The sequence below is a fragment of the Mesorhizobium sp. CA7 genome, assembly GCF_020165015.1.
Lineage (GTDB): Bacteria > Pseudomonadota > Alphaproteobacteria > Rhizobiales > Rhizobiaceae > Mesorhizobium.
This window is the reverse complement of the sequence record NZ_JAIUHH010000005.1, coordinates 253,259-270,359: the sequence shown is the minus strand read 5'-3', so window position 1 is coordinate 270,359 and position 17,101 is coordinate 253,259. Positions and strand designations below refer to the sequence as shown.

Annotated in this window: 11 protein-coding genes; 7 read left to right on the top strand and 4 right to left on the bottom strand. The window is 59.8% G+C overall.

Going from position 1 to position 17,101, the window contains the following annotated elements; translation table 11 throughout:
• Positions 1 to 593: 593 nt before the first annotated feature.
• Genes LB552_RS13595 through LB552_RS13585 form a run of 3 tightly spaced genes read left to right on the top strand, consistent with a single transcriptional unit; the run spans position 594 to position 5,807 of the window.
• Positions 594 to 2,756, top strand: a complete 2,163-nt coding sequence (locus tag LB552_RS13595) for a hypothetical protein (RefSeq protein ID WP_224606704.1) — start codon at positions 594 to 596, stop codon at positions 2,754 to 2,756.
• A 10-nt stretch (positions 2,757 to 2,766) separates the two neighbouring features.
• Positions 2,767 to 3,624: a hypothetical protein gene (locus LB552_RS13590; RefSeq protein WP_224606701.1), complete on the top strand. Its 858-nt coding sequence runs from the start codon at positions 2,767 to 2,769 to the stop codon at positions 3,622 to 3,624.
• A 56-nt stretch (positions 3,625 to 3,680) separates the two neighbouring features.
• Positions 3,681 to 5,807 (top strand): peptidoglycan-binding domain-containing protein, encoded by a 2,127-nt coding sequence (locus tag LB552_RS13585; protein WP_224606697.1) that lies wholly within the window; start codon positions 3,681 to 3,683, stop codon positions 5,805 to 5,807.
• Between the two features lie 560 nt (positions 5,808 to 6,367).
• Here the strand turns inward: LB552_RS13585 and LB552_RS13580 are convergent.
• Positions 6,368 to 8,536: a TIR domain-containing protein gene (locus tag LB552_RS13580; protein WP_224606695.1), complete on the bottom strand. Its 2,169-nt coding sequence runs from the start codon at positions 8,534 to 8,536 to the stop codon at positions 6,368 to 6,370.
• 442 nt (positions 8,537 to 8,978) lie between these two features.
• Here LB552_RS13580 and LB552_RS13575 point away from each other — a divergent pair, with 442 nt between their 5' ends.
• The 3 genes from LB552_RS13575 to LB552_RS13565 all read left to right on the top strand — a co-directional run bounded on the left by LB552_RS13575 (position 8,979) and on the right by LB552_RS13565 (position 14,437).
• Positions 8,979 to 12,119, top strand: coding sequence for a toll/interleukin-1 receptor domain-containing protein (locus LB552_RS13575; RefSeq protein WP_224606692.1), 3,141 nt, complete (start codon positions 8,979 to 8,981; stop codon positions 12,117 to 12,119).
• A 53-nt stretch (positions 12,120 to 12,172) separates the two neighbouring features.
• Positions 12,173 to 12,535, top strand: a complete 363-nt coding sequence (locus tag LB552_RS13570; protein ID WP_224606689.1) for a toll/interleukin-1 receptor domain-containing protein — start codon at positions 12,173 to 12,175, stop codon at positions 12,533 to 12,535.
• 864 nt (positions 12,536 to 13,399) lie between these two features.
• A complete protein-coding gene (locus tag LB552_RS13565) occupies positions 13,400 to 14,437 on the top strand; it encodes a toll/interleukin-1 receptor domain-containing protein (protein ID WP_224606686.1) in 1,038 nt (345 codons plus the stop codon).
• A gap of 319 nt (positions 14,438 to 14,756) precedes the next feature.
• On the opposite strand, the gene LB552_RS13560 is transcribed toward LB552_RS13565, so the two are convergent.
• Positions 14,757 to 15,449, bottom strand: coding sequence for a hypothetical protein (locus LB552_RS13560; RefSeq protein ID WP_224606683.1), 693 nt, complete (start codon positions 15,447 to 15,449; stop codon positions 14,757 to 14,759).
• 253 nt (positions 15,450 to 15,702) lie between these two features.
• Positions 15,703 to 15,936, bottom strand: coding sequence for a conjugal transfer protein TraD (locus LB552_RS13555; RefSeq protein ID WP_224606680.1), 234 nt, complete (start codon positions 15,934 to 15,936; stop codon positions 15,703 to 15,705).
• A 425-nt stretch (positions 15,937 to 16,361) separates the two neighbouring features.
• Between LB552_RS13555 and LB552_RS13545 the strand changes: the two genes are divergently transcribed.
• The gene (locus LB552_RS13545; RefSeq protein WP_224606677.1) at positions 16,362 to 16,571 is read left to right on the top strand and encodes a hypothetical protein; all 210 of its coding nucleotides are present in this window, start codon (positions 16,362 to 16,364) and stop codon (positions 16,569 to 16,571) included.
• Positions 16,572 to 16,806: 235 nt separating this feature from the next.
• Here LB552_RS13545 and LB552_RS13540 read toward each other — a convergent pair whose 3' ends face one another.
• Entirely contained in the window at positions 16,807 to 17,028 is a 222-nt protein-coding gene (locus LB552_RS13540; RefSeq protein WP_224606674.1) for a hypothetical protein, read from the bottom strand.
• Between the last annotated feature and the right edge of the window lie 73 nt (positions 17,029 to 17,101).

Sequence of the window (17,101 nt, the reverse complement as noted above, 5' to 3'; positions counted from 1 at the left end):
GCGTCCATCCGCAAAAGCATTAAGTAACAGCAGTAGAGACTATATTATTATTTGCACATGCAGGCACGAACTGGCCCAACAGTTGGATTGATCGACCGCGGCGGCCCCGGCCTTCTCAAGTCGGGCAAGCCATTAGCCGCCGGTGAGGATACCCTCTTTGCCACCACGTGTTCGGAAGTTCGTTTCCTGGCGCTCCTCGCGGGCCTGGCGAGCGTTTGCTCAAGCGCAGCACGCGCATCCGCCCGCAGTTCAGAGGCAACCCGCGACACGCGCCAGCACCCCCTCAGGGTTGGATCGACTGCATTCTCGACCAACTTGAAAAACTCGGTCATAACCGCCGTTGCAAGCGTCTCGTAGTTAGTCCGCCTTCTTCGTCGCGCTCCTCGTCTGCTTCTGTCGCAGGTCAGACCATTACGGGTTATACTCGTTTGACTACGCGATCCAACATTGTCAGGCATACGTCGCGCTTCCGTCTGAGTCATATCATTCGCATCACCTTTTTGCCGATAGCCAATTGCTAAACATTCATAAGTCGTGCCAAGGTAAATTTGTTGTAATCCGATGGTTATACTGTCTGGCGCGGGGGAAGCGCGATGTCAGCAGGAGAGAGCCCTGCCGCGGATATTGGCGGCACACAATTTCAAGCGTCTGGTCGCCCTGCAGCGGTGGCTGCCTCGCGCCTCGGCTTGCTCGTTCGCCGCGTATTCGCGGCGTTTTGCGCCGTTCTGGGCGGCTCCCTTCTTGTTGGCACCGCGATCTTCGTGCTGGACCTGGACGATTTCGCGCGCATCGCCGCCGACCGAATCCTCGCCAATGCCGTTCGCCCGGCCGGTCGCGAGATGCCGGCCACCGCCGGGTCGATCCCTTATCGGTCCGGAGACGTTCAAGTCGTCGGCGGCATGGGACAGGGCCTAAGCTGTAGCTTGCCCTCGTTCCTCGACCGGCTCGCCTTTCCGACCGACCCGGGCAAGTCGCCGATCGGACTGAGGATGCGGCAGGCCTGCGCCTATCACGACTATTGCTACCGCCATGGCGCGGCCACCTATGGCTTCACGCAAGCTGACTGCGACTTCGCTTTGCAGGCGCAGGCTTTCCGGCTCTGCACTTTCATCGAAACTGCGGGACAGCCGGATGCGAATGGGCACGTGAAGGACGGGAACTGCATGCGCGACGCCCGCCTGGTAACGTTGGGCGTTCGGATCGGCGGGAGCGACTCCTTTCGGACGCTTGAAGCGCGCGCGGTGCCTTCGGTCAATGAAACCAGACGTAGCGGGTCGGACGAAAATACCTCGACCTTCTTCGAGTTCGATCCTTATCCGACGAGATCGGCAGGCTATACCGTCTACCGCATAGCGGATGCGCCGCCCTGTTCGAGTATGGCCTGGGCCGCAAAGGCGATCTACCGCTTCACAATACGGCCATCAGGAATCGTCGTTTCCTATTCGGTCGGATTCGGCCGCTTCTGGCACTATTTGGACATTCCGGGCGACCCGCACTACGTGACCTCGGCCCCGCTCGTCGTTCATGCAGGTGCGGGAAGCGACGCGGCCGACTGGTTCGTATGGTGGCAAAGGGCCGGAGAAGACTCGACGGTGGGCCGGCTCGTCGCGATTGCGCCCAAGCAGGCATCTGGCGGCGACACTTTCTGCAGGGGCCTGACGGAATCCGTCGACGCGGCGCCCCGCATCATCAAGGCCGAGATCGGTCGGGACGAGAAGCGCAGGGAGGATCCGCAGATCGACCAGCTTCAACCTGCGGACCTCCGTCCCGCGGCCGGGCACGTCCTGTCCCTGGTTACCCTTCGCAATCATCACTGCCTCGATCCTGGCAACGCACCATGCTTCGTGCACGTGATGGTCAGGACGGACACGGGGCTGCCGCTGGTGCAGGAGCAGGAACCGCTCAGCATCAACGACCGCTTCTCCCGCAAGCCGGCCAACACGGATATCGACCGCTATCGAAACTTCGCATCGCTTCCCTTCGTGCTGGACCCGCCCGGCGCGGAAGCGCCGGTCATCGCGTGGACGCGTCGCGACACGAATTACCAGACCGAGGCGCGGCTTCGACGTGCGGCCGTCGATGCTGGCACCGGCACGGGGACGCGGGACGACACGGCACGTTCGCAGGGCACGGTCCTCCTTTCAGGATTCGCGGAATCCGACGAGCCGGCCTTCGTGCTGGGCCGCTCTGGCACGCACCCCATACTCGCTAGCCTCAGCGATACCACGGCGGCGCTCGGCGCGAGTTCCGCGGCTATGCGGGAATGGCCGCTGCCGCCGCCGGATATCGATGACCTAGCGCGCGAAGTCCCCGCAGTTGCTGTGGATCCTGACCGGTGCCGTCCCGGTCTGGAGGCCGAATGGCTCGTGCGGCCGCCGCAGGTTCTCGGACAGGCTGATGGGAGCGCGCTGGTGGTGTTCTCACGGCTCCGGCCCTTTGTGTCGGCAAACTGGACGGCCGCCGAGCTGCAGCTTGCCACGCTTGCAATCCTTCCCGACGGAAGTTGCCCGATGCCCGCCTGGCGGGGAACGGAGATCGCTATCCCTACGCCGCCGGAACGCGGCAAGACGACGGATCCCCTCGAATCGGGCAGGGCCGCTTTTGTCAGGATCAGCCGCAGCCCGCTCCTGCTCGCCGACCTGAATGGCGACGGATCGGTGGACGTCGCGCTCGCGGAAAGCGGAGAGCCCGACATCCCGCTTCCGATCTGCTCCATCGCGGCAGATGGCAGCTGCAGTGTGAACCTCTACCCCTGAGGAACAAGTTATGTCGAAACAGACCAACAGCCTTATCCTGATCGGCGCCGTGGCAGTGGTGCTGGTGTTGATCGGAGCCGCGGTTTCTATTCTGTGGGCCACCGGAATCTCGGCGGTCGTCGGGCTGCCAATGCTGTCGATCGGGGCCGTGATCGTGCTGGTGATCCTGCTCTGCCTTCTTTCGGTCGTGTTCGCCTCCTTTGACCTGCAGGACAAGACCCAGGCGCTGGCGCTGCCCGAGGGCTCGATCCGGGCGGTCATTGCGCTGATGCTGATCGTGCTCTTCGCAATCCTTTCGATCTATCTCTTCGGCAGCCTCGCGACGGGCCAATTGATCGCCCTGGGGGCCGTCGATGAAGCGCAACGCGCAGCTTTGATCTCGAAGTTCGGTGAGCGCAACATCGTCTACGTTCCCGAGGCAGGCGGCAAGAGCTTCAACGTGTGGTTCAGAGACGCCGCCTCGCAGGACGGCATCGACTTCGCAAAGCAGCTGCTCGTCCTGGTCGGCACCCTCGTAACCTCGATATCGAGCTTCTACTTCGGATCGAAGGCGGTCACACCATCCGCCGACCGCGCGGCAGCCGCAAATTCCCTCCCCAGCATCGAGAGCATCGACCCGCCGAACTACTCGCGCGGCAGCGGTGCGCAGGACTTCACGATTCAGGGCACCAATCTTGAAAGAGTTTCCGGCCTGAAGCTGCGCCTCAACGGCAGGGACGCCAAAGCTTCGATCGTAGACAAGACGGCAAGCCAGATCCGTTTCAAGTTGGACATCCCGGCTACAGAGCAACCCGGGATCTGGCAGTTGATCCTGACGGACCCGAAGCTGGGGGAGCAGCGGATGCCGCAGGGCATCACGGTCACATAGGCCGGGGCGATGCTCACAGCGAAAATTCGTTTGATGTGCATGACGAGGGGGTCAACGTGGCACAGTTGATGGTGAAGTCGCCGAGTAAGCTTTGGCCTGATCCGGACGAAAGCTCGCCAGCCTCGGCCGAGTTGAAGGCCGGCGACAGGGTCGACCGGCTCAAGGAACTGGGGAGCTGGTCCAAAATCACTTGCACCGATCAGGCGGGGCAGGAGCGCCTCGGATGGTTGCCATCCGAACTCCTGGGCGAGGTCGCGGCAGCCGGGATCGAGCTGTTTGACGAACCGTTCGGCACGGCGACGTGCGTCACCGGCGAGATCGTGGAGAAGGGGCCGGAACTGCCGCCCTGGCGGAAGGTGATGGTGAGGATTGCCGATGGAACTGTGATCAGGGGCTGGATCCAGATCGATCAGCCGACGGCAGGCGACAGCGGGACAACGGAGCCCGAAGCAGCTGAGGAGCAAACGGACGCTGCGCTGACGCTCGGCGCAAATGAGGTATACCGCGCGGCGCTCCTCAAGGCGCAACGTATCACCGGCATCGACGCTGCGGCGTTGGCCGCCCTTATCGACGCTGAAGCAGCCAAGCTGTCCAGCGGTCAATGGAACAGCAATTCGCAAGCCGACTCAAGCAGTGCCGCCGGGCTGACACAATTTCTCGAAGACACATGGCTGGCACATTCCCGAACGGATGGAATGACACTTAACCAGGTTTGCAAGGAGAAACTGTATCTGTCGACAGCGAATGAGATCGTCAATGGAAAGCGCGGCGACATCCTGCAACTGCGCTTCGATCCGGATCTCTCGATCATCTCGGCCGCGGAATACGGCTCCTTGAACCTCAATGTTCTGATTCGGCAGGGACTCGTCGACGACGACGTCGGCGACGACGAAAAGGCGCGCTCCATCTATCTCGCGCATCACGAGGGCCCCGCCGGCGCCCAGGCTTTCCTGAAGGGAACCGACACCTATACGTTCAGCGACCTCCGGAAGCAGGTCGGGCCGGTCAAGGCGCAACTCTATGTGAACGATGCCGGCGGCGACGCGACTCGCGCCTACCGCAATTGGCTCAACGACTACATGGACCAGCGAATCCAGCCGTCGAAATTCAGGTCGGCAGGCAGGATCGTGGCTGCTGCCACGTCGGATTCGCTGGCCCAGTTCGATCGAGCGCCGATCCCGGTCGCGGAACTCGGCGGCAAGGCCGGGCTCGTCAAGGCAATACAATGGCGGCTTTACGAACTGGGCTACCTGGATCCACCCGCGGATGGGATTTTTGGTCCGGTTTCGAACTGGGCGCTGGGCGAATTTTGCGATCTGAACGAGGTGTCGCTGAGCAATGGCATGACGAAAGAAGTCGCCCAGCGCCTGCTGTCGCCAACGAAGCCACTTGCCGACATCGTTCCGACGGCAAGCTGGTTCGACAAGGTCATCTCATACATGAAGGCGCAGAACTACTTCATCTGCAGGCACCCGGACTGCAAGAACATCGTGTATCTGGAAGGGGTCAATCCCGACGGAACGCTCAACGACGATGCCCCGAATAAGTTCAACGATCTGCGCATCGTGTTCAGCGTGGCAGCGAATGGACACCCGGCATTCGAGAACTCGATCTGGGAAGGCACGACCGAGCCAGGCAAGTACTGGACCATCCAGCCGATGAGCCCCAAAGGCGCTGCCAGGATAGCCTTCAATCAATACAAGTCGTGGTCGGTGGGCATTCATCATCCGACCAGACCATCAGCGCATGAAGCGTTGGTGCAGGTCGCGCCGGTTAGCGTCTACAGAGACCTGAACCAGGACTTCAAGCGGACGGGTGATCTGCTCGATACCGGATTGTTCGCCATCAACCAGCATTGGGGATACGACGCACCAGTGGGCGATCTTGGTCGGAGCAGTGCTGGCTGCCTCGTCGGCCGCACCAGAGATGGGCACCGGGATTTCATGAAGCTTGTGAAGGGCGATCCGCGCTACAAAGTCAACCGATCCTATCGGTTTGTGACGGCCGTGATCCCGGGCGACAAGGTGTTTGCCTTAGGAGCGCGCATTCCCGGCGTCTCTGCGCCGCGGACTTCAGCTCGTCGGATATGGAGCCGATGCACGGCCGGTTATGAGGGGGGCCGAAGTGGGGCGGTCGAGGGTGCCCGCAGACGTTCGACTGGCCGGCCGGGGCACACTGACTGATCAATGCAAAACATCCGCGCACGAAGTACACGGCCACGTGCAACGAGCCGGCATGCGCATCACCGGGCGGCGATCTCGAACGCTCGATCCTGGCGGCGACGATGTATTGCACATTGCACAGGGTTCCGTGAGTTGCTATCGCGCTGCGAGATGGACCTACTGTGCAGCATTGTCAGCCGTCGTCTGCTTCCGGCGTAGATATCGTTGCCTCTAGATGGCCGGCATGAGTCGCGTTGCTGACAGGCAGCCTTGGGCCGCAGAACGAACCCGCTGTGCGGGATGGGCGTGTGGGTCAGGTAGGATCACGAACCGGAAAATCAGAAATATACGCGATCCGTATGAAGCCGCTCGGGTGCACGTGAACCGTGAACTATGAATGTGAGAGGTATCTCCGCTCGTGACAGATTCATCAGACAGGGTTTCCAGGTTTCCTGCCGGAGGCGACATTGGCTAGCGACCCGGCGCTGGGAGGTGCAGGCCGTTTACCTAGGTGATTTCGACTGGACGCCCAAATACGGGTCGATTGTGCCTGCCGGCTGCGGCTCCTGCAGTCTTTAGTACTAGCGAGCGAGCTTTCGGCTGAGTCCTGTGAGGATCAAGGTCACAATCCGCTGTGGATCGTCGGACACGACCAGCTCCGAGTTTTCTTCTTCGGAGAGACCGTTGTTGAGCGCTGCGGAGAGGCCGGCCGCGCCGGCCCGTTTCAGTTCTGCGGCAAGTTCTTCAGGTGTTTGAACCGCAGGATGACCACGCCGCTGGTACTCGGCGAGAAGGTCGATTGTATTGGGCATCTTCCTTGCGAGCCACGCGCTGGTCAGCTCCTCGCGCTCGAACCCGCGGAGGGCGTCGACAAGGAGCCGGCCAGCGCCGCCGAACAGGCCCAGAATATAGAGAGGCTGCCGCGTGCGTACCGAAATCACCCCTTCCTCCAGCACGCCCGGCCAGATCCCCTGGTAGTGTTCAAGTTTTCCTCCCATCACCACGCGTGCGGAGGTTTCTTTCTGCATGGATTCCCGCATGAAAGTCAGCGAGCGCGCCCAGGCGTAGCGCCGGGCCAGGGTATCGGGAGCAAAGAAGCCGTTCTCGAGCGGATCCAGTTCTTCCGGGGTGACATTGAGCTCCGGCGGAGCGTCCAGATCCCTGAGAACAGCCTCCTGACCGTACTGACGGATTTCATTGTCACCAAACCTGCAATGTATCGGCCAGGCGACCCAGTTCTCGATGGGTATCGGCGGCTTTCCGGCGACCTCGCTCAACAGCATCGAATGACTTCGAACCATCGCCAGCAGGCGTTCGACGTAGTTTATGCTGTCGCCCTGGACAGTTCCGTTTTGAAGCCCGTCGTGACCGAGGACGCCGCCATACGCAACACGAAGACCGCTGATCAGCAGGTACAGCACAAGATCATCGGCAAAGGTCGCGAGGTGTTCCGGACTTCCCCCATAGCGGTCGCTGTCTGGCGCGTTTGACAGCGACACTCCCACAGTCTGAATGCCCGCGGGCCGCTGCCATAGCGCAAGTTCGCTGAGCGGCGTCGTAAAATCGATGCGCTGTTGCGCAGTTGCTAGCTGCAACCGGTCGAGTTCCTCACGGCCAAGTGGCGGGTCGGGATACCAGACCCGGGTCGTTCCGGTAGGGAGATGCGCAAGCGTAAGAGACTCGGGCGGGGCGCTCATGGCGACCTCATGCTCGCCTGCCCGTGCGAGCAGGCGCAGATGGTCGTGCTGGTAGCGAAGGGCTTCCATGAGTGCGGCTTCGATAACCAGCGCTGCGTCCTCAGCCTCCCAGAGAGAGCGCTGTCTGTCCCAGGCCTTGTCGTCGAACGCGCTGGTCGTCGCGATCGCTGCGCGCCAGCGTAGCGTCAGTGCATTGCCCAGATAGGGAAACAGTCGGACCACCCGCGCTTCCAGCGCGTCCACGACAATCAGGGGCCGGGCGGCAAGCTTGGCCTCAAGGACCTCGCGACGGCACCATTCGCGGCTGGACCACGTGTCTGTCAGGACGGCCACCAGTGCACTGGAATTGAGTACACCGCTCTCGATCTCTTCCGGAAACCGGCCACCGGGCGGAATCTCCGCACTGTCGAACCAGCCCGTGACCGGCAGTTGAGCCAGTACTGCCAGGATGGCTTTGACCGGCCCTTCCGAAATGGCAGCAGGGTCCTTTGGCAGGTCCTTTTTGGCATGGCTGATGAAGAGGCGGAGCGGAATTTCCGGCAAAGCGTCAAGCTCCTGTCCGGGTGCCCGCGGTAGAGACTGCAGCACGCGCAGGGCGCGGGCAGCAATATGCAGGTTCAGATGGCGGTCCCTCTCCGCACCTTTACGGACGTCAAGCCGGATGAAGCTGATATTGTCCAATGCGGTCGAGAGACCAAGTGCACCTGCATCAAGGGCGACGGGGAGGACCCTGTGGGGGCTTCCACTTCCCGGACCATGATCACGCAGTAGGTCTTCTGCCAGCCGCCCCCATCGATCGGCGATCTCCCGGTCTTTCTGCCGCGCGCGACGCGCCATCCGCTCATCCGCCAGAACGACTATGATTTCGTGCGCCGCACCTAATTCGATTGTCGGGGGTGGCCCATCGTCCGCCTGTCTTGACCCGTAACGCACCGGAACCCGCGGACCTTCCCCAGTGGGCCTGGCCGAGAACGTCCTGTACAATTGCGCGGCGAGGTCCCGTGCTTCCTTGGAATCCCAATGGAACAGCACCTGAATGCGAAGAATAGCCATGAGCCTCACCATAGCGCGTGCGAGGAAGTCGGCGCCCGGCAGTCTGTCAGGGGAAGTCGAACGCACCGCCGGGGTCGATGGATATCGTGGTGTGCGCCGGTTAGGGCAGTCAGCTGTCGTGCCTGTGCAGATGAGCTGATCCAGCGCCGCCAACGACACGTTCCTGGCTCTGCACACACAGACACGAGATCAGCGAATGTCAGCAGGCGACGAAAGTGCAAGTTCACAGAAAACATATCTGCGACGCTCAACCAGGTGCTATTTTTACGCTATACTGTATAGCGCAGTCTCGCCAGTGGCGATGCCTGTGTGCCGGCCATTCACGCGGCCACGAGTGCGGCGTGTGGATCCGGGGCGGATTTCTGACCTACACAGAACAAGGTGGCAGACAACTGACACCTGAACGGCCGTACCCGATCCGTCTTTCCGCAGGGGACCTGCAGTGACCGTAACGACGATTGATACACCGGCTGTCGCAAGCCGATCTGAACACAACACCATCGCATCCGGAGGAGAGGATGCAGGTAAATGGCACTTCAGGGTATTCATCAGCTACCACCGCACCGATGTGGACTGGAAGTTTGCGAAATGGCTGCAGGCAGCCCTGGAAGGCTACCGAACGCCCAGTCGTCTGGTGAAGGAGGGCATTCCCAGCCGGGTAGGGAAGGTTTTTCTCGACGAGGCGGACCTGGCGGCGTCTCCCGATCTGAGTGCCGACATCCAGGAAGCTCTGAAAGGCTCTGAGTTCCTTGTAGTCGTCTGTTCCCCGCGCACTCCCGCAGCACGCTGGGTCAACGACGAGATACTTCTCTACCGGGGGATGGGCCGGAGCAACCGGATACTCGCCTGCCTGATCAAAGGCGAGCCGGCTGGGTCTTTTCCCTCAGCGCTTTATGTCAATGCGGAAGATGAGCAAGGTGTTCGCCTGATCCAGCCACTCGCAGCAGATTTTCGCTGGGTGAATGGCTTCGGCAGGCGGGCGGCATGGCGCCTCGCCAAGCTGAAGCTCCTGTCGACGCTGCTCGGCTGCCGGTTCGATGATCTCGTCCTGCGCGAGCAGATGCGCCGGCGGCAGAGGCAAATGATGGCTGCAGTCGCTGCAGTTGTCTTTACCGGATTTTCCACCATTGCCGGCTGGTACTATTTTAAACAGTGGGCCAATAGCAGCGTTACCCGGATATGGAGCAGCCTCGAGTTCAATAACGAGAATCTGGGTATAGGTGAAATCAACGCGTTGTGGGACCTCGCGACTTCGCGTGCTGCGATCCGCGATCGCTTCTTTGAAGGGCTTACCGAGAATACCTCGTCCCTCCGCAAGCTTGAGAGTCGTCCCGAGCCGATTGTGCGCGGATTAGGTATTGCGCCGGACAGCCCGGGCGTAAAGGCAGCAAGTCGGGACTTCCTGGCTGCAATGGCTGCGCAGAACGACCCGGACATGATCCAGCATATTGCCAAGGCTCTTTCGTTTCTGCCGGCTTCCCTGACCGACGAACAGATTGCAGCCGCAGTCGATCACGTGGAAAAGGTATCCGAAGAGCAGGGCACAAAGCCTTTCCCTCCTGTCGTTGCTACGCTTTCAACCGTGGAGCCCGCGATGCGGTCTCTGGCCCAAAGGGCCACTGCCGAGCAGGCCGGAACAGCCTTCAGCTCCATGCTGGATCGGCTTCTGGGTGTCAAGGCCGGCACCGAACAGGCATGGACACTTGCAGCCGCGTGCCGGGGACTGGCGTGGAGGCTGTCTCAGACCCAGGCACAGACAGAGCTGGCTCCTATCCTCGCAGGTTATACCGAGAAGGCAGATCTGCTCCGCGTAAGAGAGCTGAACCAGATCCTCGAGGTGCTGCCCGCCTGGCCAAACGACGAACAGGTGCGGGCCCTAACGGCGATTACGCTAGAGAAGGTGCGAAACAACGAACATGGCGATCCGCCAGAAATCCTTCGCGATACGCTTCGGCCACTTTTTGCGAAATCATTTCCGGCGGGAACAGGTCAGGCATCGCTCGGCCTTCTGCTGAAGGAGTTCACAAATGCGAAAGACGGCGCCTATCTGATTGTCCTGACAAAAGCACTGGAGGCCACACCGGCGTCGCTAACCCCCGGGCAGATGGACATTCCGCTCGCGGCGATTTTTGATGCAATTGACAAAAGCCGCAGTCAGGCCGACAGCGAGCTCCTTGTAGAGGCACTGGGGTCTCTGGCAAACAAGTTAAACAGCCAGCAGGCCAGTGCCGCCCTGGGCTACGCGATCAGAATCTTAGGCGTTTCATCCGACCTGGGTAACAGGACCTATCTGCTGGAAGCTATAAAAAAGCTGACGCGATCCATCAAAGCTGAACAGGCTACCGATCTTTTTATAGCGGCAGTTCAGAATGAATCGGGGGGTACCGCCCTGAACACTCGGGTTGCGCAGCTTGAAGCAATGGACCTTCTGGCGAGCCGGCTTCCTCCGAACAATGCGCGGGACGTTTTCCCCCTTGTCTACGCCCTGCTGCCGCTGAGCCTCAATGCTGATGCCGACCAGTTCGAAAAAGTACAGAGCATTCTGAGAACCCTCGTGGCCAGGATAGATCCTCGGGATGGTCCGGAAGACGGCTTTGTCACCCGGGGGATCCGGAATGCGCTCAATCCGGGTCAGGACAAAAAGATATCCGCCCTGTTTGACTTCAGGTCCAGAGCGTTCACGAACGAACAGACCAAAACAGGACTGGACTACATTTTGGGCTTTCTTCAGCCTGCTTGGGACACACGGGCTTCGCTCTGGTCATACCCGGCTGCGTTGCGCCTGATTGTGGAGAACGCTTCCGACCGACAGCTGGAGTTGGCTCTCCCGGCATTGCTCGAGGCGTGGCACATCCGGGATAATGTGGAAGCCGCCTATGTGATCAATCCCGGTCTGGACCTGTTGATCGAGAAAGCACCGCCGTCTCTTCTGGAAAGTAATTTTGTCGCGATTATCGAGCCACCTGGAGCCATCTACACAGGGGGAGTTGAAAAGCTCTGGGGCCTCGAAGGAAAGGTGGGACGTCTGGCTTCTCGTCTTGTTGACAGCCAAATCAATGCGGTAGCGGACAATGCACTTGAAGCACTTCGCGCTAGCGACGATGAGGCTACCCTCTGGGCTATTGCACAGGCAATCCAGACGCTTGCAGGAAGGCTCGACAGCAGCAGAGTACAACGCGCTCTCGAAGCAGCGCGGCCTGAGCTGGCATCGGCAGGCTCCGAGGGACAGGCTATCGCCTGGGCGGGCGCGGTCGAGGCGCTTTTGCAAAAACAGACATCAATGGCCTATCTCGCAGGTATGACTGAAGTCCTCAAATACCCGACTGTCGAGGATGGAGCGAGAGACTACCTGCTGCAGAAGGTGCGGGAGAGATTTCCAGATGCTCCCGGGTCCGAACTGGGTCTGGCTGCTACTCTTGAGTGGCTGGAACTGAAGGTTGGTGCTGGCCCCATAGGGCGAATACCCGAACGGCCACTACTGTCGCGAGAGCAGAAACCCGAAAATCGCACATGGCCTCCGGCGGATTTTTCCAGGAACAGGGAAGAGACATCGGCAATTGTTTTCCGGCAGGCCGGTCAGTAAGCAAGCCGAGCTGGCAGAGGATTCAGTGGCGAAAGGCCAGTGAGGCACAGCTGATGGACATGGATCCAGCTTTGAAATGGGGAGAAGTATCCGGCCAGCATAAGACTCGGGCACAGTCGGACAGAACGGGGATTGGCATGGAGCCGATGACGATCTTCCTGAGCCACAGCTCCGTAGACAAGCGATTTGCGGTTAAGCTGGCGCAGCGGCTGGGCCGGTTCAGGCAGCTGCGAATCTGGATCGACCAGCCAGAAATCAAGCCGGGCGACTCGTTGACCGAAATCATAGGACGGGCACTGGACAGCATAGATGCCATATGTGTGATCCGGTCGCCTGATGCTGCGGTCTCCGAACGGGTCGCCAAAGAAGTCAGGCAGGCAAGGCGCCGATACGCGAAGCTCAGGAACATCGGATGATCTCCCCGATCCACAAGGCAACAGTGATTCCGCGCTCGCTGGCGGACCGGCTCTTTCTCGACTTTTCGGACTAAGCAAATTTCGAAGATGCAGTCGGAAGACTTGTGGACGCATTGGGCGTTTTCCGGTTGACCGGTGATCCTCTCACTAACGAGGAAATCGATATCCGCCTGAGGGAACTGGCATCGGGTACGCACTTTTGGGCGGTCTGTTGGCTGAAGCTGAAGGCGCAGGCGGAATTTCTAACGCTGCCGCCGGAAGCCTCTCGGAATCGCTGAAGTGTGCGTCGAAGCGTGTTTCGAGGCGGACTCCTACATCGTCGAAGCTGCGCTCGACAGCCTGACGGGATCCGTCTTCCCACCCCAGCTGTATAAAGCTTTCGTCGCGGATGTTGGAGGCGTCGATCGTTTCCCCTCGCTGAGGGGCTGTCCTGCCGGCAGCACACGATCGAAGCAGTGTCGAATATGAGGTCGCAGGTTGTCGCAGGGTCGATTGCCGGCATCGTCATCAGGCCGATATCCAGCTGGTTGCTCGCGGCAAGTTCGGCAATCCGTACGGAGCATGCGGGCACGGGTGCCAGCCGAAGCGCGATCGATTTTGATTAATGGTAGGCGGCACTCCTTCCGTTGTTGAGGTGTTCAGCTTGCCATCCGGGAAGCGGCTTGACTGGCCGCTCCCGCCACAGTGGAGTGCCACCGTTGTCGCGCAGGTTGTCAGGTCCGAGATCGGTGCAAGACGTCGCGTGATATCAAACGCACGCGAGCGACCTCTTGGTTGCTACATGTCGGCGGGTAGTTGGAAGGTAAGTCTAGTGTTAGCTCGTAATTTGGCGTAAGTTGGGACTCAAGATCCGGGGGGGCGTGTGTGAAGTGGAACTATTTTATCAGTCATGCCAGCGAAGACAAGATCGCTATAGCGCAACCATTAGCGAGCTATCTTTCAAGGGCCGGGTTCAAAGTCTGGTATGATGAGTTTTCATTGAAGATCGGCGATTCCCTGTTGGAGAGCATCGATTTAGGCCTGTCGCGTTCGGACTTCGGGATCGCGATCCTGAGTCGGAATTTCTTCGCCAAGAAGTGGCCCAGGAGTGAACTTTCGGGACTCTTTTCATTGGAGAGTGGACGGAAGAAAATTCTACCGGTCTGGCACGACATCACAGCTTCAGAGGTGATGTCTTATTCACCCATTATAGCCGATCGCCTTGCGGTCTCGTCTGGCAGGGGGCTGCAGGCTGTCGCCGACTCGATAGTTTCGTCGTCTTTTCCTAAGCGAAAGAAGGATCTCCCCTTTCTGACAGATTCTGAAACACAATCTAAGAGTGTTTATGCAAGTGCCCAGGTCGAGTTTCGAAACCTTCTCGACAGCGGAGGTTCGGCCGCCGACGTGATGGCCTTTCTTTCGGTGAACCACAATCTGATTCTTGGGCCGTACGGCTGGATGGAATCGGTTGTCCCGGGATTCGTTCTTCCCTCCGAGATCGACGTGGATTTTGTTGTGATGAGTCCCCAGGGTATCACGGGCCCCATCCATCTTGAGTTGGTCTTTCTCGGCTCACTTGATCGGGCAGAGATCGGCGCGACGCTGACGAGGATTGTCAAGCAACTCGGCCAGCGCATCCCTGCCAGAAAGCGGCCTTACAACTATCATGGGGGAACCTTGCTGGGAGATTTCCCTCAACTTGACGCCCTCGGCGTCGCGATAAAAAACCTTACGCACTCAGACAATATGCATTTCGATGACCCCAGTTGTTGGGTGTTGACGGTCTCCGTGTATAACGGGAGAAGGTCGCCAAATGACCGTTCCAGCAAGGTAGCCTTGCCCTCGGCCATGCGGGGCATCCAAGTGGACGTGGGTTCCTACGACAGGATCACCGACACGGAGCGCTCCTTTCGCCGGTTTTAGAGTTGAATTTGATCGCCGGTCTTTCGTGCGTCCAAGCTGACGCAGGTCTTTGTGCTGGCATGTCTATGCAATCTGCCTGGCGAATTGCCTGGCTGGCTGCTCGAGGAATTCTGACGGCGGCGCTATCTCCACGGACTCGTCAGCGTCCGAACAAAACGCGACTTGTGGAGCGCGCTTTCACGTGCATTCAGAACGCGACAGCTTCAGCATGCGCATTGGCGCGGGGTCGTAGATTGTTCTGACGCTCGTCGAAGGTTCGATTCGAGCCGTCCCTGATTGTCGCGCGCCACAGGCGCTATATTCGCTATTCCGCCTGAGCTTACTCAATCGGCGGGTCTTTGGCATTGACCCATTCCAATGGCGAGCAGGTGGCCTCTCCTTTTTTGGCGTCGACAGACCATAGTTCGAGCTTGATGGGAGGCGAATAGCAGTAACCGCTCTCCGCTCCCTTTTCCGGGTCGGGCTCGGTGAAATCGGCCTTGGATGATGTCGCCGAAATATCGAGGAAATCGGGACTGATCAGGGCGTTGATCTGCTTCAGGCGCAGCCGGATCCAGGTCGCCATCGCACTCATTTTGCCGGCATCTTCAGGCGTCATTTTCTCGAGATGAGTGAGCACAGCTTTTAGTTTGTCCCGATCGATCAATTGCTCATGGACTGCATCCACAAACTTCATACGGCGTTTCTCGCGGCCATCATAAGCTTCCTCACGCCGGCGCCGTGCCTCGGCATCTCGACGGCGGCGCTCCCGCTCTTCACTTTCTCTCCTCCGTTCGCTGATGGACGCTGCGTGTCCTGCGAAGCCGGCCAATATGTCCGGCAGCATGCCTTCCAGGGCCTGCGTTTTTCCGTCGGAGTATGTGCGGCGAAGGCCCGAGTATGGATTGGCGTGGATTACGATAGTGAGCCGGCCGGAAGGAAACTGGTCATATTTGGGCCAAGGGTCGTTGGTGTAGCCCCAGCGCGTTCTTTCATCGCGCCGTTTCAGTTCTGCAGGCGTCGGTTGATGCAAGGATTTCCGGGGCTGTTCTTCCAGGCCGAATGTAATCGACTCGTTCCGATAGTGCCGTGGAACAGGTGGAAAGAACGGAAATGCAGGACCGCCGGGAGAAATTGATCGCTATCGCAGGGCCGTTGTCGCGCGCCAAGGAGACATTCAACAAGTCCGAATGTACGGCCGCTTGCGACCCGACAAGACGTTCGGCGTTTCAAAAGTCAACCGTACCGCCGGCCCTCGCACAGCCCGCCACCGGCACCGGAGCTTTTCACTGATTTTGCCTTTGCTCCGCGGTGAACGCCTTTCGACCGCTTGCCGACCAGATTTGTCGGATCTGTTCGCCTTGATCGCTCTTGAGCATGTCAGCCATCCAGAGCATAGCGCCGTAGATGATTGCGCGACCGTCGGCAGTCAGATCAACGATGCCTGTCTTGATAACGAGGCCGCCGAGTTCGATCAGGTATCGGGTGCGCTTGCGGCGCTCAATTTGCCAAGTGCGCATGTCATTGCGGGCCAGCGCCGCTTCCCGGCGATTGTGGGCTGACCGGTTGCGCTGAAGCGCTGCGCAAGTTGCGGTTAGATGCCGGATCAGTTCGTCGGGACCTGCTCGTCCTCGGTGCTGAGTGCGTCGGCCCGGTGGCGATTACCAGTTCTGGACGACGAAGGCGCGCACTCGCTTGTGTTTCCGTGTGAGCGGACCGAATTGGGATGGAGGCATGCCGTCACCCGGGTGCCAGTCGATATTCATCACACCCACTTGGCGCGATTGGATTGAGCAGAAGCGGCCAGCAACGATTCACTAGCTTGGCGCCGGTGACGGGCGACTTCAAATTAGAACCCACCCAAGCTGTGATGACGGAGTATGTCAGGTTGGCCGAATGTCTGCCATATTTGGGGTAGAGGCTGAAGCATTCAGGAGAAAATCCAATGCCGGCACTCACCCTGGCGGTCGAGATTGCAGACGCGATAGCAGCAGCAAAGATGCGGCGGCAACCTTCCTTTGACGTGAAAGCCAAGGCAAAGGAATTGGCGACGGCTCACCCCAACGCCGGGGCCAGCGTCGGTGATGTCACCGATATTCTCGAAGAGGAGAGCTTGGCCGTTGGCATCAGACCGATACGCGAGCCGGGCCATTAGCTCCAATCAATCGAGCAGCATCCCTACTTCCTTGGCCGCAGCCGCGAAAGCGGTGCGCACATCCTTGAGGGTCAAGTCGCCAGCTAGTGCGGCTAGGCAAGCCTTGGCTATGCTTGGGCCACTCAAGTAGGTTCTCGGCTGCTGCCCGGACGTTGTTGACCTCATAGCGGGGGCTCCGGCTGCCTCGTCTTGACTGAGACCGGCGGCGAGAACGATAGCGTGCCGTGGGTGCGCATCACTCATGCAGATCGAAGGCGACGAACCGGCCAAGGAATACCGCCTCGAACGTGATGAGTTCGGTGAGTTGGCAACCCGTCTCGGTGAGTTCGGGACCGAGTTGCCGGACCGCCGCGATGGTTGCTTTGATCGAGACCGTTTCGCCAAACGGCGCGTTAGGAGCGCTGCATGGACAAGCTCTGACGGTGTTTGCCGGCCTATGATCGACTTGACCGTCCACCAGCCCAACTCCACCCTACAACCCGAGTCCCCATCGTTGAGGCAAGGCTGACGGGAAATCAATCAAAATCCGT